This window comes from Streptococcus parasanguinis (assembly GCF_040908565.1).
Taxonomy (GTDB): domain Bacteria; phylum Bacillota; class Bacilli; order Lactobacillales; family Streptococcaceae; genus Streptococcus; species Streptococcus parasanguinis_AC.
In genome coordinates this window covers 27115-49176 of record NZ_JBDGEA010000016.1, presented here as the reverse complement: position 1 = coordinate 49176, position 22062 = coordinate 27115, and the positions used below count along the sequence as shown (strand labels likewise).

At 42.6% G+C, this 22062-nt stretch carries 22 protein-coding genes; 2 read left to right on the top strand and 20 right to left on the bottom strand.

What is annotated here, in order from left to right; all coding sequences use genetic code 11:
- Window positions 1–15: 15 nt before the first annotated feature.
- The 8 genes from sufU to AB5Y61_RS08360 all read right to left on the bottom strand — a co-directional run bounded on the left by sufU (window position 16) and on the right by AB5Y61_RS08360 (window position 8787).
- The gene (gene sufU, locus AB5Y61_RS08395; protein WP_003010276.1) at window positions 16–450 is read right to left on the bottom strand and encodes a Fe-S cluster assembly sulfur transfer protein SufU; all 435 of its coding nucleotides are present in this window, start codon (window positions 448–450) and stop codon (window positions 16–18) included.
- On the bottom strand, window positions 437–1663 hold the full coding sequence (locus AB5Y61_RS08390; RefSeq protein WP_049485795.1) for a cysteine desulfurase: 1227 nt from the start codon (window positions 1661–1663) through the stop codon (window positions 437–439). The genes sufU and AB5Y61_RS08390 overlap by 14 nt, the downstream gene beginning before the upstream one ends.
- Window positions 1664–1672: 9 nt before the next feature.
- Window positions 1673–2935, bottom strand: coding sequence for a Fe-S cluster assembly protein SufD (sufD, locus tag AB5Y61_RS08385; RefSeq protein WP_049485794.1), 1263 nt, complete (start codon window positions 2933–2935; stop codon window positions 1673–1675).
- A 66-nt stretch (window positions 2936–3001) separates the two neighbouring features.
- The gene (gene sufC, locus AB5Y61_RS08380; protein WP_003004238.1) at window positions 3002–3772 is read right to left on the bottom strand and encodes a Fe-S cluster assembly ATPase SufC; all 771 of its coding nucleotides are present in this window, start codon (window positions 3770–3772) and stop codon (window positions 3002–3004) included.
- A 135-nt stretch (window positions 3773–3907) separates the two neighbouring features.
- Window positions 3908–5065 (bottom strand): glycosyltransferase family 4 protein, encoded by a 1158-nt coding sequence (locus tag AB5Y61_RS08375; protein WP_023919310.1) that lies wholly within the window; start codon window positions 5063–5065, stop codon window positions 3908–3910.
- Window positions 5062–5799, bottom strand: coding sequence for an adaptor protein MecA (gene mecA / locus AB5Y61_RS08370; RefSeq protein ID WP_003004768.1), 738 nt, complete (start codon window positions 5797–5799; stop codon window positions 5062–5064). The genes AB5Y61_RS08375 and mecA overlap by 4 nt, the downstream gene beginning before the upstream one ends.
- A gap of 135 nt (window positions 5800–5934) precedes the next feature.
- Window positions 5935–6771, bottom strand: coding sequence for an undecaprenyl-diphosphate phosphatase (locus AB5Y61_RS08365; RefSeq protein ID WP_118397423.1), 837 nt, complete (start codon window positions 6769–6771; stop codon window positions 5935–5937).
- A gap of 108 nt (window positions 6772–6879) precedes the next feature.
- The gene (locus AB5Y61_RS08360; RefSeq protein ID WP_368403833.1) at window positions 6880–8787 is read right to left on the bottom strand and encodes a DUF2207 family protein; all 1908 of its coding nucleotides are present in this window, start codon (window positions 8785–8787) and stop codon (window positions 6880–6882) included.
- Window positions 8788–8904: 117 nt separating this feature from the next.
- On the opposite strand from AB5Y61_RS08360, the gene AB5Y61_RS08355 reads away from it, so the two are divergent.
- Together AB5Y61_RS08355 and AB5Y61_RS08350 are read left to right on the top strand one after the other, a co-directional pair.
- On the top strand, window positions 8905–10479 hold the full coding sequence (locus AB5Y61_RS08355) for an ABC transporter substrate-binding protein/permease (protein WP_368403832.1): 1575 nt from the start codon (window positions 8905–8907) through the stop codon (window positions 10477–10479).
- Window positions 10479–11219 carry an amino acid ABC transporter ATP-binding protein gene (locus AB5Y61_RS08350; protein WP_003010256.1) on the top strand — a complete coding sequence of 247 codons (741 nt, stop codon included), beginning with the start codon at window positions 10479–10481 and terminating at the stop codon, window positions 11217–11219. Before AB5Y61_RS08355 ends, AB5Y61_RS08350 begins: the two co-directional genes overlap by 1 nt.
- A 119-nt stretch (window positions 11220–11338) precedes the next feature.
- Here the strand turns inward: AB5Y61_RS08350 and AB5Y61_RS08345 are convergent, their stop codons facing one another.
- From AB5Y61_RS08345 to AB5Y61_RS08290, 12 genes are all read right to left on the bottom strand, one after another.
- The gene (locus tag AB5Y61_RS08345; RefSeq protein ID WP_003004771.1) at window positions 11339–11554 is read right to left on the bottom strand and encodes a capsule biosynthesis transcriptional regulator; all 216 of its coding nucleotides are present in this window, start codon (window positions 11552–11554) and stop codon (window positions 11339–11341) included.
- A 108-nt stretch (window positions 11555–11662) separates the two neighbouring features.
- Window positions 11663–12556, bottom strand: coding sequence for an SPFH domain-containing protein (locus tag AB5Y61_RS08340; protein WP_368403831.1), 894 nt, complete (start codon window positions 12554–12556; stop codon window positions 11663–11665).
- A gap of 110 nt (window positions 12557–12666) precedes the next feature.
- Complete coding sequence (gene ilvA / locus AB5Y61_RS08335; protein ID WP_368403830.1) at window positions 12667–13917, bottom strand: threonine ammonia-lyase IlvA; 1251 nt, start codon at window positions 13915–13917, stop codon at window positions 12667–12669.
- Between the two features lie 76 nt (window positions 13918–13993).
- Window positions 13994–15016 carry a ketol-acid reductoisomerase gene (gene ilvC, locus AB5Y61_RS08330; RefSeq protein WP_195487449.1) on the bottom strand — a complete coding sequence of 341 codons (1023 nt, stop codon included), beginning with the start codon at window positions 15014–15016 and terminating at the stop codon, window positions 13994–13996.
- Window positions 15017–15082: 66 nt separating this feature from the next.
- Window positions 15083–15559: an acetolactate synthase small subunit gene (gene ilvN / locus AB5Y61_RS08325; protein WP_302692605.1), complete on the bottom strand. Its 477-nt coding sequence runs from the start codon at window positions 15557–15559 to the stop codon at window positions 15083–15085.
- A complete protein-coding gene (locus tag AB5Y61_RS08320; protein ID WP_368403829.1) occupies window positions 15552–17252 on the bottom strand; it encodes an acetolactate synthase large subunit in 1701 nt (566 codons plus the stop codon). The genes ilvN and AB5Y61_RS08320 overlap by 8 nt, the downstream gene beginning before the upstream one ends.
- Before the next feature lie 340 nt (window positions 17253–17592).
- Window positions 17593–18192, bottom strand: a complete 600-nt coding sequence (locus tag AB5Y61_RS08315) for a response regulator transcription factor (RefSeq protein WP_368403828.1) — start codon at window positions 18190–18192, stop codon at window positions 17593–17595.
- A 1-nt stretch (window position 18193) separates the two neighbouring features.
- On the bottom strand, window positions 18194–19291 hold the full coding sequence (locus AB5Y61_RS08310; RefSeq protein WP_368403827.1) for a sensor histidine kinase: 1098 nt from the start codon (window positions 19289–19291) through the stop codon (window positions 18194–18196).
- Entirely contained in the window at window positions 19288–20028 is a 741-nt protein-coding gene (locus AB5Y61_RS08305; RefSeq protein ID WP_368403826.1) for an ABC transporter permease, read from the bottom strand. The genes AB5Y61_RS08310 and AB5Y61_RS08305 overlap by 4 nt, the downstream gene beginning before the upstream one ends.
- Complete coding sequence (locus AB5Y61_RS08300) at window positions 19997–20914, bottom strand: ABC transporter ATP-binding protein (RefSeq protein WP_368403825.1); 918 nt, start codon at window positions 20912–20914, stop codon at window positions 19997–19999. Before AB5Y61_RS08300 ends, AB5Y61_RS08305 begins: the two co-directional genes overlap by 32 nt.
- A 72-nt stretch (window positions 20915–20986) precedes the next feature.
- Complete coding sequence (locus AB5Y61_RS08295) at window positions 20987–21178, bottom strand: hypothetical protein (RefSeq protein WP_368403824.1); 192 nt, start codon at window positions 21176–21178, stop codon at window positions 20987–20989.
- Between the two features lie 131 nt (window positions 21179–21309).
- Window positions 21310–21864 (bottom strand): SP0191 family lipoprotein, encoded by a 555-nt coding sequence (locus AB5Y61_RS08290; RefSeq protein ID WP_155169286.1) that lies wholly within the window; start codon window positions 21862–21864, stop codon window positions 21310–21312.
- Window positions 21865–22062 lie beyond the last annotated feature (198 nt).

The following is a 22062-nucleotide window of genomic DNA, read 5'->3' as shown; positions in this document are numbered from 1 at the left end:
TGTTTCTTCTTTTAATTATTTGCTACGTTCGATCGCTTTTTTGAGAGCATTCCAGGAGAGGGTCGCACATTTAATCCGCTGTGGGAATTTTGAGACTCCAGATAAGAAGGCTGCATCTCCCAACTCCTCTTGCCGAGGATCTGATTGGCCTTGGACCATTTCTGAAAAGACCTGTGCCAATTCTTCAACTTCCTCTTTTGTTTTTCCCATTACAGCATCCGTCATCATACTAGCTGAAGCGGTTGAGATCGTACAGCCTGAATTCACAAAGGCAATATCTTCCACCCTGTCATTCTCATCAAATTTCACACTTAACTGGATCACATCTCCACAAGTTGGATTGTTGAGTTGGATCTGATCAACATCTTCAATCTGTCCTTGGTGGTGGGGGTGTTTTGAATGGTCAGCTACGACCGCCATGTACAGCGAATCTAATTTAGAAAGTGCCATTGAAAAACTCCTTTGCTTTGATCAATGCCTCAATTAATTTATCACAGTCCGCTTTGGTGTTGTAGATATAAAAACTTGCTCTCGTTGTCGCTGGGACTTGTAGGTATTGAAGGAGCGGTTGTGCACAGTGGTGACCTGCACGAACAGCAATCCCTTCATAATCTAATGCTGTTGCTAAGTCATGCGGATGGAGATCTCCTAGATTGAAGGAAATGACGCCAGAACGTTGGGCTAAGTCTTGGGAACCATAGATGGTCAAGCCTTCGATAGCCTGTAATTTTGGAAACACATAGGCAATCAATTCTTGCTCATGCGCTTCTACCTGGTCCATCCCCAGCTCTTCTAAGTAATCGATCGCTGCACCAAGACCAATTGCGCCCGCCATATTAGGTGTTCCAGCTTCAAATTTCCAAGGCAATTCCTTCCAAGAGGCAGATTGCTCGTAAACAAAGTCAATCATCTCGCCCCCAAACTCGATCGGAGACATTTGCTCTAAGATTTCTTCTTTCCCATAGAGGACACCAATCCCTGTTGGTGCAGCCATCTTGTGGCCAGAAAAAGCAAAGAAATCCGCATCTAAGTCTTGTACATCAATGGCCATATGAGGGGTTGATTGAGCCCCGTCTACAACCATGATCGCTCCAACTTCATGAGCTAATCGAGCAATTTCCTTGATCGGATTGACCACCCCTAAGACATTCGAAGCATGGGTGATGGAGACAAATTTTGTCTTCTCACTAAGCTTGCTCTTTAAGTCCTGCATATCCAGTAAGCCATCTTTTAGATAGACATAGACCAGTTTCGCTCCCGTCTTCTTGCAGGCTTGCTGCCAAGGAATGATGTTGGAGTGATGTTCCATGATGGAAATTAGGACTTCATCCCCTTCCTTTAGGACTTCTTCTGCATAGCGGGCTACCCAGTTGAGTCCAGTCGTTGTCCCTCTTGTAAAGAGCACTTCCTTGGTTGATGAAGCATTGATAAATTTTCTGACTTTCTCACGCGCTGCCTCATAGGCTGCTGTCGCTCGTTCAGCCAAAGTATGGACTCCACGATGAACATTGGCGTTATCTTGCAAATAATAGTGATTAACTGCTTCAAGAACACGTTTAGGTTTTTGCGTCGTCGCTGCATTATCTAGATAAACCAAAGGCTCATCGTGAACTAGTTGATCGAGAATGGGAAAATCTTGAGCAATCGTATTTTTATCTAGCATTGTTTCTCCTTAGCGTTGAGATAACTTTTCTTCAATGGTGGCAATCATTTCATCACGTACTTCTTTAACTGGGATTTCAACAATAACAGATCCCAAGAAACCACGCACCACTAATCGTTCCGCTGTGTGTTGATCCAGACCACGACTCATGAGGTAATACATGTCTTCTGGGTCCACTTGACCGATCGATGCAGCATGGCCTGCTGTGACATCATTTTCATCAATCAAAAGGATTGGATTGGCATCTGAACGCGCTTGATCCGATAACATCAAGACACGGCTTTCTTGCTGAGCATCTGCTCCTTTAGCCCCCTTGATAATATGACCAATTCCGTTGAAGGTCAAGGTTCCTTTTTCAAGAATAACCCCGTGTTGCAAGATATTTCCGATCGAGTTGCAACCAAAGTTGGTCACGCGGGTGTCAATTCCTTGAACCTGACGACCGCTTGATAAAGCAACGACTTTCAAATCTGCATGACTTCCGTTTCCAACCAAGTCACTGTCAAAGTCTGCAACCACGTTACCTTCGTTCATAACACCGATAGCCCAATCAATGCTGGCATCCTGACCTAGTTTCCCACGTCGACTGATGTAGGCTGTGACATTTTCACCCAGACGGTCAATCGCCGCAAATTTCACTTGGGCACCTGAGCGGGCAATCACCTCAACCGTCACATTAGCAGTTGCTGTTGCTGAGCCATCACCTTTTGATTCTAGGCGTTCCAAATAGCTGAACTTGCTGTTTTTGCCTGCAATAATCAAAATGTGTTTATTGAAAGGTACATCACTGTCGCTATCCTGGTAGAAAATGCCTTCGATTGGTTCTGAAATTTCGACGTTATCTGGAATATAGAGGACAGCCCCACTATTAAAATAAGCTGTGTGGTATGCTGCTAGTTTATCATCATCGTATTTAACCGAAGACATAAAGTAGTCTTCTACCACCTGCGGAATTTCTTCTAGGGCAGAATGGAAATCTGTAAAAAGGACTCCTTGGTCTGCCAAGGCTTGTGGCACCTGTTCAAAAACAGTCTGAGTTCCAACTTGGACCAATTTTAAGTTTGAATCGAGGGCTGTAAAATCGGGAACATTGGCAGAAGCCTCACTTTCTGTGATCGTCCCATCCCCAAGATTCCAGCGGTGGAATTTGACGCGTTCGATAGCTGGCAATTCCAACTGATCGATCTTATCAAAAGCTTTTTTTCGTAAATCTTGCAGCCAGCTTGGCTCAGCATGCAGTTCCGAAAAGAGGGTAATATTTTCAATACTCATTTTTTTCTCCTAATAAAGATACTATCTGTTTGATTTTATGACAACATTAGATCACTTGTCATCAGGTTATAGTTCTTCTTTATAGTCGTAACCGAGTTCTTCTGCGAGTTGGGCATAGCCTTCACGTTCCAAGCGTGCAGCCAATTCTGGTCCACCTGAAAGCACAACACGACCTTCCATCATCACATGAACGACGTCAGGAGTAATATAGTTCAACAAACGTTGGTAGTGGGTGATGATCATCGCTCCAAAACCTTCACCCCGCATTGCATTAACCCCTTTAGATACGACCTTAAGAGCATCGATATCCAAACCAGAGTCAATTTCATCCAAAAGCGCAAAAGTTGGCTCCAACATCAATAATTGAAGGATTTCATTGCGTTTTTTCTCACCACCTGAGAACCCTTCGTTCAAATAGCGTTCTGCCATTTCTTCTTTCATGTTGAGCAATTCCATCTTTTCATCCAATTTTTTGATGAAATCACGAATAGAGATCTTCTCGTCCTCTTCTTTACCAGCATTCATGGCTGCACGTAAAAATTCTGCATTGGTAATCCCTGGGATTTCTGAAGGGTATTGCATGGCAAGGAACAAGCCCATCCGTGCACGTTCGTCTACTTCCAATTCTAAGATGTTGACACCATCAAACAGAATCTCCCCTTTGGTTACTTCATAATTTGGGTTTCCCATAATGGCAGCTGACAGAGTAGATTTCCCTGTTCCGTTTGGTCCCATGATGGCTGCGATCTCACCAGTTTTTAGGGTCAGGTTTACACCTTTTAAAATTTCTTTGCCTTCAATTTCAACGTGAAGGTCTTTAATTTCTAATGTCGACATTGCATTCCCTTTCTTTTTACTTTGAAGTCTGGAAGATTTCTCAAAGCAAATATTCCTTCATCACAAAGTATTTTTTTACCTTTCAAGTATATCAAAAAAAAGCCTAAATGGCTTTTCTTTTGATTAGAACTATTCTTATTTAGTTTTTTCTTTTCGTTTTTGACGAACTTCCTCCCGATAGGAAGAATTCCCTATATAGCGCAGAACATTTAACAAAGGACTATGATGTGGCCCCAGAACCCCAATCAATTCTGCTAACAACTCTACTCCAAACAAGAGCCCGATCACAAGTAGGACACCCCCAATGCGACTCGAGATGTTGAGCAAGAGAGAAATCAAGGAGAAAATCATCGAAATTCCATAGATCACCAATACAGTTCCCCGATGTGTCAAGCCCAGAGAAAGAAGTCGGTGGTGCAAGTGATTGCGATCCGGTTTATAAAATTTTTGACCAGAAAGAGTCCGACGGATAATGGCTAAAAAGGTATCTGTAATCGGTACTCCGAGGATAATCATTGGGGTGACTACCGCAACTGCCGTTGCATTTTTCAAACCTTGCAAGGACAAGACAGAAATCATGAATCCGATAAACAAGGCACCGGTGTCTCCCAGATAGAGAATGGCTGGATGGTAGTTAAAGGGAAAGAAACCTGCGATGGACGCAACCAAGACAAAGATCGTCATGGTCAGAAAGAGATTGGGTACTGGTAGAAAGAAATAGGACACAATCCCCATTGTTACTAGGGAAATAATAGAGACCCCACTCACCAAGCCATCTAATCCATCAATCAGATTGACCGCATTGGTAATGGCAACAATCCAAATCACCGTCAAAAGATACGATAGCCATGGTTCAAAATGAAGTAAGGGCCCACCGAATGGAATCTTAAAATCATTTAGACGAAAATCTGTCAAAAACCAGACCAGACTCGCTGCCAGCAGGATACCGATCATCTTTTTCTTGGCAGACAATTCTTTTACATCATCGATCAAGCCTGTGAGCGCGATAATCCATCCTGCGCCCACGACCGGCAAGGTATAGGATAGGTAACTTTTGATTGGTGCGGTAGTGGATGTCAGCATAGGAATAAACACAAGAGTCGCAATTGAAAAAGCAATCACAATAGACAGTCCACCCGCGCTTGGCATGGGCTTGGTATTGATCCGACGCGCATTCGGATAATCTACGGCATCAATCTTAAAGGAGAATAGGCGAACCAAGGGCGTCAATACCAAGGCAATCATAAAAGTTCCAATCAGCACCAGAACAAATTGCAAGGAAAAGGACATCATAAGCTAGCAACTTTCTTCAAATTCTCAATCGCACCAGACACCATTAATAAATGACCATGTTCCTGCAGAACGGCCCGTGTCACTTCTGAATCATCCGCATACTCCCGAATGATAGCAAGTAACCAGGTTGGATATTGATTTGGTTGATCCTCTGTATCGATCAAGACAGTTAAATAATAATCAGACCCCATTTTGTATAATTCAGAAGTATCCACTGGAAAGCTGACCGTTTTTGAAAAGGCAACTGCTTGTTGGATATTTGAAAAACGCAAAATGTAATAAATATACTGACTTACTGGAGCTTCAGATGTAGGATCTTGTTCTTGATTGTCACGTAACTCTTCTTGTTCCAAATGGTGAATGGCTTCTGCATCCCCTTTTGTCTTATCAGAGATTGTTTTTTCTAGGGTTTTGATAAATTCATCTGGCGTCATGCGCGACAACTCTTCCATATCAGGAAGATCTGACAAATCCTCAAAATCCAATTGTTGGTCAATTTTTGATTTGGTAACAAAAACATCCAATTTATCTGGTTTTGGCGTCACACGAAAACTCAGCATCCCGCTATCCAGGAAGCTTTCTGGCATTTCGAGTTCATCCAAAATGGCGTAGAAAAATTCTTCTGTTTTTTCTTGTGGGACAAGGAAGTCAGCAATTTCCATCCCACGTTCTTCTAAGTCTTCTAGTTGGATCGTGATCTTAATGGTTGAATCACTAATTTGCTTCATCTTCATAGCATAACCTCATACTTCTAGTCTTACTATTATACTAAAAAATTGAATAGAATTCAAAAAAAGGATGCATAGAAAAGAGGTCGGGACAAAAGTCTCCAACCTCAGAAAATAATTTGATCAAGTTCAAGCCTTCTCTTAGAAAATAACACGGAAGAGTCCATACAATAGCAAGATGGAACCAAGAACAATCCGGTATTTCCCAAAGACAGTGAAATCATGATTTTTCACATAATCTGTCAAGAAGCGGATGGCGTACATGCTGACCACAAAGGCCACTCCCATCGCTACCAGTAGAATAAAGAATTGCCCAAGTGCTAGTGAATGTCCGCCAAGAGCGAATTTCCCAACCTTTAAGAGGCTAGCCCCAAACATGGCTGGAATCCCCAAATAAAAGGTAAATTCTGTCACCACTGGGCGGCTAACACCATTGATCAAACCACCTACAATCGTAGCACCTGAACGGCTTGTTCCTGGAAATAGCGATAAAACTTGGAAGAGTCCAATATAAAGAGCTGTTCGATAAGGTAACTTATGCAATTCCGTTACTGCTGGCTCAACTTGTTCCCGTCTTTCTAGATAGATAAAGGCAATCCCGTAGGTGATCAACATAATCGCAACGGAAATCGAATTGTGGAAATGCGCCTCAAACCAATCATCTAATTTAAAAACAAAGACAAGCGGGAGGGTTGCAACCGCAACTTTTGCCCATAATTGCCAGGTCCGACGTACTTCTAGTGGAGATTTACCAGGTTTGAAGGGATACAATTTATCGAAATAAATCACCACAACCGCTAGGATCGCTCCCAATTGGATCACAACATTGAACATCTCCATAAAGGCTGGATCTTGATTTTTAAACTGCACAAAATCCTGTAACAGAATCAAGTGACCTGTACTTGAGATCGGTAACCATTCTGTAATCCCCTCGACAATCCCAAAAAGAACCGCCTTGATTAATTCGATCAGAAACATCTTTTTCTCCTAAACTTACATTTGCTCTATTATATCATAAATCTATGGACTGGACCAGGCCTTCTAAACTAGAAGGGAAAGAGCGACCAAGACCATTCTTAGTGCTACTTAGAAGGCACCAAAGCCTCCTCCGCCTCCTCCGCCAGAGAAACCTCCTCCACTACCAGAAGAAACCGTGAAATGACTAGCTGTCGATGCTGTCGATCCATAAGTAGACATGGCATGACTTGAGTGGGTCACATCATGATAGAACGGGGTGTAAACGAAGGCGTTTAAGGCTTGATTTTCTAACTGAATATTCCGAAGTTTCATGACCTTTGTGACCTGATCGGCTGCACCATACAAGGCCGCATAAACCAATAAGCGGTTCCATAGGACCAGAGACTGCAACTCTGCATCGTTGAGGTGAGCAATCTCTTTCAACATCCGACCAAAACTATCCCAGTAATAGCGTTGCTCAGCACCCGCAAGATTGACAACTCCATCTCGTAGGCAGGCTTTAAAGACACCATTGAAGCGCACTGGCATAAACCAAAGTATGAGGATCCCTATCAAACAAGGAACAGAGAACCACCCCATCCCAAAGATAGCAAAGATTTCTGCTCCAAGAGCGATAAAACAAGCAGCCCAACCAAAGAAGAGACTTCGTCTAGCTTGCGCTTCTTCTTTTGCTTCTAAAGGGCGATAGTAGCTTGGCAAATGGAGATCTTCCACCTTGCGATGAACATCTCGGGCCACTTGGTTGACAGCCGTATCAAAGCGGCCCTGAGCCCAACTTCCTAGTGAACGAATGGCATCTTGATCTGCTTTTTTGGCATGTTTGTATACATCATCACTAAATTTATAATTCTCAAAGAGACGGTTAACAGGACAGGAAACTTGATCCCCAAAAGCCATATTCATAAAGGAGCGTTCAAAATCATCCACATGTCCATGAGACTTTCTCGTCAAAACGACTTCATTTCCTTGTTGCTCGTAGACAATCACTCCACGGTCCATCAGATCCAGCAAAGTAGCTTGAAGCATTTTTTCAAATGTAAACACCGGCGGAGTCGCCTTCTCTTTATTAGTCGGGGAGGCCTCGTCTAATTCAGCTGAATAAACAACCGAGCTCATGACAAGAGGTGCAATATCCTGTGGAATTTCATAAAGACGAGTATCGGTCGGATAGGTCACACCAGGCCAAATCATTTTTTTGAACCGATTGCGACCCAAGAGAGAAAGAAGCCAGAGTGCAATAATGAAGGCTGGCAAGATCCAGTTCCAAAACATGCGTGTCCAGTATTTTTCCTGTTCAATTTTAGCTTGGTTCTTGTGAAATTCATCCAATTTGGTCAATCCTGTATTTCGACCAGAATCATACAAAGTAGTTAGGTCTGACTTCAACCAGTAACCATACAACTCCACAGCCTTTCCTTTGCCTAGGTTATAGAAGGTGGCAGAATAGATTCCATCTTCTTTCTTTACAGTCACATCCGGTCCCATAAAGGCTGTATGGATATACAGTTCCGATTGGGCATTAGCTGGTGCAAACTTAGGGATGACACGAAACTGAACTTCATCCACCTTCTGATCACCATCAGTAATTGGTTTCCAGTTTAACTGCAAGATATCCTTGTGTGAATAAAGAAGATTTTTTAATTTCCATGTGACTTTAATTTTGACTGTATCTGTCGCCACACCACTGTTATAAATTTTCACTCGGTAGCCATCACCTAGATTCGTAATCTCGGGTTCTCTTTGAAGATCACGGCCTTCCACCTCAACCTTTGGCGGCATCTCAATTGCAAAGCCTTGTGGCATATTCCCCGCCGTTCCTAGACTAACATACTGCCCTCTGTAAGAATCTTTGAAATAATAGACTAACTCCTCCTCATAGGTGGCGTCGTCCCAGTTGTCCAAGGTCAAGGTTCCACCATAGTACAATACATCATAAGAGGGGCTAGATGCATGGACGTTCTGACTGACAAAAAGGCAGGCCAGAAAGGCGAAAAAAACATACAAATACTTTTTCATTTGATCACGCTCCTTTGTATTATTATAGCATTTTTTAAATAAAAAGAGGAGCATGCTTGAAATGCAACCTATTTTACCGTACAATAGGAAGAGTTAAAATAAGGAAGAGGAGAAAAAATGAAAAAAACAATCATTGGAGTCTTTGTCGGAATAGTAACTGTTTTGTTAATTTTTCTGGCGATCACTCACTCTGTAAAAGAAGAAGGTTATCTGCGCATTGGTATGGAGGCTGCCTATGCACCTTTTAACTGGACTCAAAAAGACGATTCAAATGGGGCTGTTAAGATTGATGGTACCAACCAATATGCCAATGGATATGATGTTCAAATCGCCAAAAAGGTAGCAGAGAAACTTGGAAAAAAACCACTTATTGTTAAAACATCTTGGAATGGACTAATCCCAGCTCTGTCATCTGGAAAAATTGACATGATTATTGCAGGGATGAGTCCTACCGCAGAACGAAAAAAAGAAATAGCTTTCTCTAACAGCTACTATACCAGTGAGCCAGTTATGCTCGTTCGCAAAGATGGAAAATATGCAAATGCTACTACCTTAGATGACTTTAAAGATGCAAAGGTCACCTCTCAACAAGGTGTCTACCTATATAATCTTATTTCACAACTAAAAGGTTCTAAAAAAGTAACTGCTATGGGCGACTTTGCCCAAATGCGCCAAGCTTTAGAATCTGGTGTCATCGATGCCTATGTTTCAGAACGTCCCGAAGCATTGACAGCTGAATCTGCCAATTCAAATTTTAAAATGATTCAATTCAAAAATGGTTTTAAAGTTGGCGAAGAAGATGCCGCGATCGCTATCGGTATGAAAAAAGGTGATAGCCGGATTGACAAAGTCAATGCTGCTTTAGCAAACATTTCCACTAAAGAACAGGTCAAACTAATGGACGACATGGTGACAAAACAACCTGTTTCAACAGATACTACTGAGAGTAAAGAATCGTTCTTTGACCAAGTTGTAAACATCTTAAAAGAAAGTAGTCCACAGTTCTTACGCGGAACCGGAATGACCCTCTTGATTTCTATGACTGGGACAATTGCCGGTTTGATTATTGGGTTATTGATTGGAGTTTACCGGACAGCTCCAAAAGCAAAAAATAAAGTCCTTGCTGGATTCCAAACTGCCTTTGGTTGGTTCTTGAACGTCTATATTGAAATCTTCCGTGGGACACCTATGATTGTACAATCCATGGTTATTTACTACGGAACAGCTCAAGCCTTTGGTATTTCAATCGACCGGACTCTCGCTGCCATCGTCATCGTATCTATCAACACAGGTGCCTACATGAGTGAAATTGTTCGTGGTGGGATCTACGCTGTGGATAAGGGGCAATTTGAAGCAGCTACGGCACTGGGAATGACCCATGGACAAACCATGCGCAAGGTTGTACTTCCACAAGTTATTCGCAATATCTTGCCAGCAACGGGGAATGAATTCGTCATTAACATTAAAGACACCTCTGTCTTGAACGTTATTTCTGTAGTTGAACTTTACTTCACAGGAAATACGGTTGCAACACAGAACTTCAAATACTTCCCAACCTTTACTATCATTGCAGTGATTTACTTCGTTCTCACCTTTACCATCACACGAATTCTTCGCTACATCGAACGTCGCTTAGATTCTGATACTTATACTACAGGTGCCAATCAAATGCAAGTCAATGAGGTGAAATAATGGCAGAAAAAATTCTTGAAATCCAACATTTAAAAAAATCTTATGGTCAAAATGAGGTTTTGAAAGATATTTCCCTTACGGTTGAAAAAGGAGAGGTGATCTCCATCATCGGGAGCTCTGGTAGCGGAAAATCAACCTTCCTTCGCTCCATCAATCTTCTAGAAACTCCTACAGCTGGAGAGATTCTCTATCGTGGACAAAATGTTCTTGATCCTGAGTATGATCTTACCCACTACCGCGAGAAATTAGGGATGGTTTTCCAAAGCTTTAATCTCTTCGAAAATTTAAATGTCTTGGAAAATACGATCGTTGCACAAACGACCGTCCTCAAGCGTGATCGTGAAACCGCAGAAAAAGTTGCCAAAGAAAACCTTGAAAAAGTCGGTATGGGATCTCAATATTGGGCTGCCCGTCCGAAACAACTTTCAGGTGGTCAAAAGCAACGGGTGGCTATCGCGCGTGCCCTATCCATGGATCCTGATGCCATCCTCTTTGATGAACCAACTTCCGCCCTGGACCCTGAAATGGTTGGGGAAGTTTTGAAGATCATGCAAGACCTCGCTAAAGAAGGTTTGACCATGATCGTCGTAACCCACGAAATGGAATTTGCTCGCGATGTCTCTAGCCGTGTCATCTTCATGGACAAGGGGGTCATTGCGGAGCAGGGAGATCCAAAAGAAATCTTTAGTAATCCCAAAGAAGAACGGACCAAGGAATTCCTTCAACGCTTCCTACACTAATCTCTTGAAACAGTTTGCTTACCAGTATGGAAGCAAGCTGTTTTTTGTACCTCCTCTTCTTTTAAGGCATAGAAAAAAACCAGAGAGGAAACTCTCTGGTTTTCAATTGGAACAACAAATTAATCTTCGAATTTTTGATGATTTTTGTCATAAAAATCAATCAATCCGAGTGCAGTTTCAAACGAGATGTTCTTCACTTTTGCACGTCCTTGAGCCAAGGCAATGATAGACATTTCACGGGCATTTGTTTCTTTACTGATACGATATCCCGTAATTTTCTTATCGCGTACCCATCCAACAACTGATTCTACTTTTTCAAAGTTCGATTTAGCCATTATCTTTCTCCTATATTATTATTTCCAATACTAATATAAATTGTTTTGCACATTTTGTCAACTAAAATCGCTGAAAATACGAACCTTTTTTAAAAAATGAGAAAAAGTTTATTTTGCTTTCAGGGCTGATAATATTTGTGTACGAATGTTTTCGACACCATCTGGGTTAGCTGGTAGGAAAATCGTATTATTCCCTTCCTTATCTGCAAAATTATTTAAGGTATCTAAGTACTGATTGGTTAAGAGAATAGACATGATTTGCTCTTCGGTCAAGTCTACATTGGCTCCTTTTAACTCTTTAATAGAGTCTGCCAATCCATCGACAATAGCCTTCCGTTGCTCGGCAATACCGACCCCATGCAAGCGGTCTTTTTCCGCCTCAGCTTCGGCAGCAGTAACGATCTTGATCTTGTCTGCTTCTGCCAATTCCTGAGCTGCCACACGTTTTCTTTGTGCCGCATTGATCTCATTCATGGATTGTTTCACTTCGGCATCTGGCTCAACTTTGGTGATCAAGGTCTTAACAATAATATATCCATAAGTTGACATTTCTTCTGCCACTTGTTTTTGAACTTCAAGGGCGATTTCATCTTTTTTCTCAAACAATTCATCCAAGGTCAACTTAGGCACAGAAGAACGAAGAGCATCTTCAATGTATGATTTAATCTGTGATTCTGGACGCATGAGTTTGTAGTAGGCATCCTTTACGTTGCTTTCGTTCACTCGGTATTGCGTCGCCACATTCATGGTAACAAACACGTTATCCTGAGTTTTTGTTTCAACCACAATCTCACTCTGCAAGACACGTAATTGAACACGCGCTGCAATTTTATCGATACCAAAAGGCGCTCGCATATGTATACCACTATCGCTAATTTTTTGATAACGACCGAAGCGCTCGATGATAGCAACAGATTGTTGCTTGACCACATACAGTGAACTAACTACAATGAATCCTGCAACCAGTAGCAAGAATAAAATAAAAATAAAAAATCCAGGCATAAAAAGTTCCTCCTTTTCATTTACGCATATCATATCACAAGTCTTTATAAAAAAGCAATATATTCCATACAAATATATTGCTTAAATGGTCGACTGTTTCTGTATGATACTCAGACGAGCATATTATAGAGTGTTTCATTGCCGTTCAAGTTAATGAAAGACGGATCAAAACGCTCGATACGGTTGACCAAGCCTGCATAGTCATGTTTATTGGCTAAAGTAACCCCAATCAAGACAGGGCCTGTTCCCTTACTAGCGCGCTTGATGTATTCAAAACGTGTGATATCATCATTTGGCCCTAAGATATCATTTACAAATTCTCGAAGAGCTCCTGGACGTTGTGGGAAGTTGACGATAAAGTAGTGTTTTACTCCATCGTAGATCAAAGCCCGTTCTTCCATTTCAGGCATGCGGTTAATGTCATTATTCCCACCTGAAATAATACAACAAATGGTTTTCCCCTTGATGTATTCGCGCAAGATTTCAAGGGATGCCACACTGGCCGCTCCCGCTGGTTCAGCTACGATCCCTTGTTTGGAATAAAGATCAATCAAGGTCTCTGAAATCAAGCCTTCATCGACCCCAACAAGGGTTTCTACATGCTGGCGGGTCACTTCATAAGTCAATTGTCCCACCTTTTGCACAGCAATCCCGTCTGCAAACTTATCAATTTCTGGTAGTTTGACGGGACCACCTGCTTCAAAAGCCGCCTTCATGGAGCGGGCTCCTTCAGCCTCTACCCCAATGACTTCAATCCGAGGATCCGTTTCTTTGATGTAGGTAGACACACCTGAAATGAGCCCTCCTCCACCAACAGGAACGAGGACAGCATCAAAGTCAATCGACTCTTTTCGAGCTTCCTCAAGGATTTCATAAGCTACTGTCCCTTGACCTGCCTGTACATGTGGATCGTCAAATGGGTCAATAAAGGTTCGTTTTTCTGCAAGCGTAAATTCTTGTGCTGCCTTAGCTGAAGCATCGAAGGTATCCCCGACCAACTTGATCGTTACATAGTCCCCACCAAAGAAGCGGACTTGTCCAATCTTTTGTTGCGGTGTTGTAATCGGCATGAAGATAGTCGCAGGAATCTTCATTTCATTACAAGTATAGGCAACCCCTTGGGCATGGTTTCCTGCTGAAGCACAGACAACCCCACGCTCACGCTCTTCTTTTGATAGTTGAGAAATTGCAAAATACGCTCCACGAATCTTGAAAGAGCGAACGCGTTGGGCATTTTCTTTTTTCAAATAAATCTTTGCCCCATATTTTTCAGATAAATAGTGGTCGTATTCAAGAGGCGTATTAACAACGACCCCTCTTAATATTTTATGGGCCTTAGCCACATCTTTTGCTGTTATCATTTCATACCTCTGTTGCTGTGTTTTGATGAAAAAAGCAAGCCAGGGTGTCCCAACTTGCTTAGTCTTCTACAGACAATTAGTTGTAGATTTTGAAGGCGTCATCGTCGTTTTGACCAACGAACGGCATTGCTTTACGTAATTCAGCACCAACTTTTTCAATTTCAAGGTTAGCAGCTTCTTCACGGTAAGCAGTTAATTTTGGACGTCCAGCTTTGTAGTCGTTAACAAAGTCGTTAGCGAAGTTACCATTTTGAATGTCAGCAAGAACAGCTTTCATATTTTCTTTCACTTGCTCAGTGATGACACGTGGGCCTGATACATAGTCACCGTATTCAGCAGTGTTAGAGATTGATTGACGCATTTTCTTGAAGCCACCTTCATAGATCAAGTCAACAATCAATTTCATTTCGTGAAGCACTTCGAAGTATGCTAATTCTGGAGCATATCCAGCTTCCGTCAAGACTTCAAAACCAGCTTCGATAAGGGCAGTCAAACCACCACAAAGAACTGCTTGTTCTCCGAACAAATCTTCTTCAGTTTCTTCTTTGTATGTTGTTTCAAGAAGACCAACACGTGCTGATCCTACACCTTTACACCAGTCCATAGCAATATCTTTCGCATTACCAGTAGCATCTTGATAAACTGCGTAAAGCGCTGGTACACCAAATCCTTCAGTGTAAGTACGACGTACCAAGTGACCAGGTCCTTTTGGAGCACACATAAAGACATCGACATCTGCAGGAACTTTGATAAATTCAAAGTGGATGTTGAATCCATGGGCAAAACCAACAGCATTTCCAGCTTCCAAGTTTGGAGCAATTTCTGCTTCATACAATTCTTGTTGGATTTCGTCTGGTGCCAAGATCATGATAACATCAGCCAATTTAGTTGCTTCTGCTACTGTATAGGTATCAAAACCATCTTCTTTTGCCTTATCAAATGATTTCCCTGGGCGCACACCGATGATGACATCATGACCTGAATCACGCAAGTTTTGTGCGTGTGCATGTCCTTGAGAACCATAACCGATCACAGCAATTTTCTTTCCAGTTAATGCTGCAACTTTAACGTCTTTTTCATATTCCATTTGAACTGCCATAAGTAAAATCTCTTTTCTATTTTAATTTGCCTTTTTAAGGCGAGGATAACAATTTTCAGTCGAGAATTAATCTCGAGTAAATCCGGTTGCACCGGTACGGGCGATGTTTTTAATTCCATAAGGGCGAATGACACGAATAAGAGCTTCGCTCTTTTCTGCATTTCCCGTCATTTGAACGGTGATAGAGCTTGGGGCTACATCGACCACGGTCGCACGGAAAGGTTGAATGATGGCCAAGATTTCTGCTCGCTTCTCAGCAGGTGCAGAAACTTTCACCAAGATCACTTCGCGCTCCAAGTGTGGTTTATCTGTGATGTCGCGAACTCGAATCACATCCACCTGACGGTTAAGCTGTTTGATGATTTGCTCTACCTCTTCATGTGAAGCAACATCAATGATAATAGTAATCCGTGATACATTTGGGTTTTCTGTTGCGCCCACAGAGATGCTTTCGATATTGACTTGACGTCTCGATAGAACTCCTGTAAAGCGGTTGAGAACACCTGAGCGGTTTTGAAGTTTGGCTGTTAACATTCTACGCATTAAACTTCACCCCCAACATTTCATGATTACTCTTACCAGCTGGTACCATCGGTAAGACATGCTCTTTCCGAGAAATGTCTACTTCGATGAACATTGGTACATCTTCTGTGATGACTTCCAAATCCTTCTCTAGGGTTTCAGGATTATCAAATTTATAATTCTTGATCCCGTAGGCTTGCGCCATCAATTGGAAATCCGGAAGGCTATCAAAGACTGACTCTGATGTTCGACCATCATAGAAAGCTTCTTGCCATTGGCGGACCATTCCAAGCGAATGGTTGTTGAGCATAACCACTTTGATTGGAATCTTATAGACATTTAAGATCGCTAGCTCTTGGTTGGTCATTTGGAAACCACCATCTCCGACAAAGAGAACAACTTCTTTATCTGGATTGGCAATTTTCGCTCCGATAGCTGCAGGAACACCGAATCCCATCGTTCCTAGACCACCAGATGTCACCAATTGTCGCTCATTTTGGTAAGGATAGTATTGAGCTGCCCACATTTGGTGTTGTCCAACGTCTGTGACGACAATAGCGTCCCCCTTGGTCAACTCTCCGATGCGTTCGATGACAGCTTGTGGTTGCACAACCCGTTCTTTCTTATCGTAAGAACGAACCCGGTTCTTATCTTGGGTCACCTTCTCGATCCATTTCTCCGTATTATTGTGAACCACTGGCTCTGCCAACAACTGTTGTAGAGCTTTCTTTGCATCGCCAACCACAGGAATGTCAACGGCAATGATCTTCCCAATCTCTGCAGGATCAATATCGATGTGGGCAACCTTAGCATTCTTAGCGAAGGTCTTTGGATTTCCTGTCAAACGGTCATCAAATCGACAACCAACACTGATCATGAAATCTGTCTCGGTCATGGCGATATTGGCCGCGAAGGAACCGTGCATGCCACCCATTCCTAGAAAAAGAGGATGACTGGTCGCAATCGTCCCTTGACCTAAAAGGCTTGTCACTACCGGGATCTGGTAACGTTCAGCGAGAGCGATCAGCTCATCAGCCGCTTCCGCGTAACTTACGCCACCACCAGCAATAAGAACCGGTTTTTTAGCTTTACCCAATTGTTTCAAAATCTTTTTGATCTGCAATTCATTAGGCTCAATGGTTGGCTGGTAACTTGGAAGATTGACACTTGGTTCATAGATGAAATCTGTCTCTAAAGCAGACACATCCTTTGGAAGGTCAATTACCACCGGACCTGGACGACCTGTCGTCGCAATATGAACAGCTTCTGTAATGACCCGTGGAATATCTGCCGTCTCACGTACTTGGTAGTTGTACTTGGTAATGGGCATGGTAATTCCCACGATATCTGCCTCCTGGAAGGCATCTTTTCCGATACCAGCTCGATTGACTTGACCAGTGAAGACCAACAAGGGAACACTATCACTCATGGCATCTGCAATTCCTGTAATGGCATTGGTTGCCCCCGGTCCACTAGTGACGACTGCGACACCCAGCTTTCCAGTTGATTTGGCATATCCTTCAGCTTCATGTAAGCACCCTTGTTCATGTCGTCCAAGAATATGCTTGATACCCTCAAAGCTATAGATAGCATCGTATAAAGGTAAAACTGCTCCACCAGGATAACCAAAAATTGTATCAATGCCTAAATCACGTAGGGTTTCAAGAACGAGATCTGAACCGGTTTTTGAAGTTTCTAAGGTAATTTTCTCCATGTCTCTCCTTTCCAGTACTTTGTAGTTCAAATTAGCATGCTACTATCATACCATTTTTGGAAAATATTTCAAGGAAAAATAGTAAATTTTCTGAATTTTCTATCCAAATCCGAATAATGAGAGTTTCTCTAGAATTGCTAAGTCTATCACAAAAAAGAGGCTGGGACAAAAGTCCTAGCCTCTTTTTTGTTTTTGGATTGTCGAGCAAGACGCAGTGGTTGAGTGGGCTCTACTAAGCTGATTCCATCAGCTTTTACAGCCCTACTCAACTGTGCGGAGGTGGGACGACGAAATCGAATTCTAACGAATGACCGATTTCTGTCCCACTCTCTTTTCTTCCTTATAACCAACCCTTTTCTTGGGCAATCCTGGCTGCCTCGGTCCGATTTTCTGCATTCAACTTGGTCAGAATAGCTGACATATAATTGCGGATGGTTCCATTAGAGAGAAATAAACGATCAGCAATTTCTTGGTTAGAGGCTCCTTTAGCGACTTCTTTTAGAACCGCCTGCTCCTGAGAGCTGAGAGGATTGGGATGGGTCAAGATGCCTTCCATTAATTCAGGCGAATATTCTTTTTGCCCTGCTAAAACTGCATGAAGAGTCGCCATTAAATCTGTGATGCGGCGTTCTTTTAAGACATAGGCATCGACTCCAGCCTTCAGGGCCCGCTCAAAGTAACCCGGTCGCTTAAAGGTGGTAACGATGACGACCTTGAGCTGGGGTTGTTGATTTTTGGCCCACTCCAACACTTCTAGCCCTGTTTTGATGGGCATCTCAATATCTAAGATAGCAATATCAACTGGATGGGTTTCGAGTAAGCGAATGGCTTCTTGCCCATCTCCAGCCTGCAAGACTTCTTCTACATCCTCTTGCAAAAGCAAGAGCTGGCAGAGGGCATCGCGCAACATACTTTGGTCTTCAGCAACTAGTAAGCGCATCTTATTTCCTTTCTTGATAGGGGATCCGTATTTCTATCCGGGTCGGCTTGTATTGATGACTGATATCTAGCTCTCCTCCCAACAAGGCAATCCGTTCGCGAATCGAGTGCAGGTCCTTATCGGAAACTTTGGCAAAGCCGATCCCATCATCTTCTGCGATCATTTCTACACCTATATCTGTGGAGCGATAAGAGAGAAGGGCTTGCGTCGCTTTGGCATGTTTGATCATATTAGTGGCTAATTCCAGAGACACCATGGCCAGAGCAGACTCTAGGATCGGCGAGATGCTGGCTGTATCGAGATCGTTTTGGATCTCCACTTTGACTTGAGCCACTTCTAGCATTTGCTGGACGGTTTCTAGCTCTCTTGCTAGGGTTCGCTGCTTCAAGTTCTCCACAATCTCTCGGACTTGATGCATGGACTCTTGACTGATGGCTTGAATCTCTTGCACCTGCTCCTGGGCCTTCTCAACTTGACCCAATGCTAAGAATTGATCGGCTAAGTCTGCCTTGACACTGAGCATGGCAAAGGTGTGTCCCAGACTGTCATGCAGATCACGGCCAATCCGATGGCGCTCGTTTTCTGCCAGCAAAAGATTGATCTGGGCATTTTGCTTGGCATGGTCAGCTTTCAATTCTTCCACCATCCGAATCCGGATCATGCCGTAGGTCATGGCATGGGTAAAAAAGAAAATGATGATTAAAAATACCCATTCATACTCCATCGCATTCTGTTTGAAAAAGATAACTCCAAAAAGTAGGAATTGCGATAGAAAAACTGTCCAAAGATAAGGAGAGCGAAAATTGCTAATCTCAAAGTGATAGACTAACAGGTTACTGATGAAGAAATAAAACCAAAAATAGTTGGCGTTAATAAAAAGAGTATTTCCTGCTACATAGGCTAGGAGGTACAGCCAACAAATCCAGATCAGCTTTTTGTTTTCAGTAATCAAGATTCCTAAATAGGAAGCAATAAACAAGAGGGCTAAAAAGAAGTGCCAGTAGGGAACCTCACCCAATAAAATAGAGATAAATGGGAATCCCATAAAGACTAGGCTAGCGTAAAACATATAATGAATACGCTTGAGTTTTTCGATCATGAACGAACCTCAGAATGACGACGATAGACGATTACAAGGGTAAACAAGACCAGGGTAAACAAGATTAAATAGACACTAGCAAAGCCATTGACCTGCCCCTTGTTTAAAAAGGTCTTGATCAGTTCCATCAATTGATAGGTTGGTAGGCATTTGCCGATGGCTTGCATCCATTCTGGAAAGACACTAATAGGCATCCATAGGCCACCCATGACAGCCAGTCCCATATAGAGGAGATTGCCCACAACCGACATCAATTGACTGGAAGGAAGCAAGGTCAAGACCAGACCGATAGCTACAAAAGCTAGACTTCCTAGGATGAGAAGGAAGGCTGCTAAGACCCAATCCTGTAGAGACATGTTCACATGCCGCACCACATGACCCACGGTAAAGACGACCCCAATGGATAGGAGAAAGTCTACAAAGAGACCCGCAACCTTTATTAGATAATATTCTACCATAGATACCGGGGTATGGCGCAAGACTTTTTGCCAATTATTGAGTCGATCGGTTTCAAGAACTGTTGGAAAGGAAAATAGAGCCGTAGACATCATGGAAAAAGCCGTCATGGAGAGAAGATAATCCCTCATAAAGTGAGCGGGTGCCCCTGGTGTGTCCTGGTACATCCCTGAAAAGAAGAGATAAAAGGCCGTGGGCATCCCTATTGATAATAAATAATAAATGGCTTGGCGTCTGGTCAAATGCCACTCAACCACGCCGAGAGCTTTCATGCGTTTCATCTTCTCTACCTACTTCCTTTGTATTTTCAAAAATAGAATCCAATAAACTTCGATTGGTCACTTCGATCTCTTGGATCGAACAGCCTTCTTCTTGCAATCGAGTCCACAAACGATTGGCATCGCCTGTCACAACTTGAAGGGCATCAGGTTTGACCGTCACTTGACCAATTCCGTCCATCCCTGCCACTAGAGCTTGGTATCGCAAAGGCAGGGTAAAATGTTTTTCTACCTCTTCACTTCTCATAGCTAGTGGCGTCGTATCTCGAAGCAAACGCCCCTGATGCAAGACCAGGATCCGGTCAGCTGTATGCTCTACTTCCTCAATGTAATGGGAAGAATAGACAATAGTGACGCCTTGTTCCTTTAAATCCCCGACAATCTCCCAAAAGCGTTGGCGAGTGGACGTATCCATTCCCGCAGTAGGCTCATCTAAGAAAAGTAAACTAGGACGACCAATCAAGGTCAGGATAAAGGATAGGAGACGCTTTTGCCCACCAGACAGCTTACTGGCCAATTGTTTCTTTTGTTCTGGAGTAAAACGCAATAGATCATCGATGTCATTGACCGTTAAAGGGTTGGGATAAACGGAGCGAAAGAAACTGATCAATTCCTGCACGGTTAGCTTTTGCACGATAGCATTCTCTTGAGGGAGATAAGAGACACTAGCCTTTAATCGAGGATGACCAGGAGCCTTCCCTTCTACTTCAATGATTCCAGAAGTCACCTTCCTATCCCCTAGGAGGCAATTCATCAAGGTCGTCTTCCCTGCTCCGTTAGGCCCGATCAAGGCCAGACAATCCCCCCGTTCAACCGCAAAAGAAAGATCTTCTAGAATCACTTTTCCTTTGATCCTTTTTTTCAAGTTTTCTACTCTAATGACACTCATGATACTCTCCTTTCAACCAGGCTTGGCCAGCCGGAATGATGACAAAAACAAACAAGGTCACTCCCGTTTTTTTCATTGCTCCATTTCCTTTTTAACAGCCTTGAGCATTTTCAATCCTTCTTGAACCGCCCAGCTCATGATGCCAAGCCCAGCAAATAATTCCCAAGGGAAATGGTAATAGAGGCTATCATCCTTTGAAAAGATCAAATAGACGACCATCCCAACCACTGTTAATGTAAACACTTTATAGAACCATTGTTTCATTTTTCTTTCCTCTTACTTTCTGACTTTATTATATGAAAAGAAAATAACGGCCACTAGATGATTTTGTCACTCGCTCACATGACAAAAGTCACTAAAAAAAGCCAAGTGACTTCACTCGACTTTTTCTCTTCTTACTGGCCTTCTTCTTTCATGCCATGCAACTTCAGGGCCTTGATCAAGGCATCCGCCTTCATATTCTTCAAGTCATTGAGACCAGCATCTTTGAAGTAAGAAATTTCTTCTAGAGACTTGGTATCAATTTGGTTGAGGTCAATCACACTGGTTGAGAGCAATTTCTTCTCTGGTGTAACACTATATTCCAAGCTAAAACCAGGAACGTTTTTTAACTTCTTGTAGTCTTCATTTTGTTCCAACAAAGCTTGAATGGCTGCTGTGAGTTCTTCAGGTGACTTCTCTGCTGCGATAGTCCCAAGTTGTTGGGGTAGATCAGCTGTCACTTCGATACGAAGGTTTTCAACCTTATCTCCCTTTGATTTGATGATATCCCGGTGTTTTGTTCCCTTGATATCTCCAACTAAGGTTGTGGTTTTTTCTACATTTTTTACTTCTTTTTTAACAGAGGAACTGCTAGATGAGCTAGCGGGTGTTGTTTTCTTTGTTTGGGATTGCGAACAACCAGTCAATACCAAAATGGCTAGCCCAAGGGTTACAAAAAATTTCTTCATTTTTATAACTCTCCTTTCACATACTGTTATCAGTATAACATATCGCGTCTTTCTTGTCTAAAAACTCCACTTTTCAAACCATTTTCCCCTCATTTCAAGCCCTTCAGTTTGAATAAAAAACTGATGAATTTGATACTTTTTGCAAAGTCCCCTTTTCTTCACTAATAAAGCCTCATTGGAGGGCTCACTTCCGTCTCA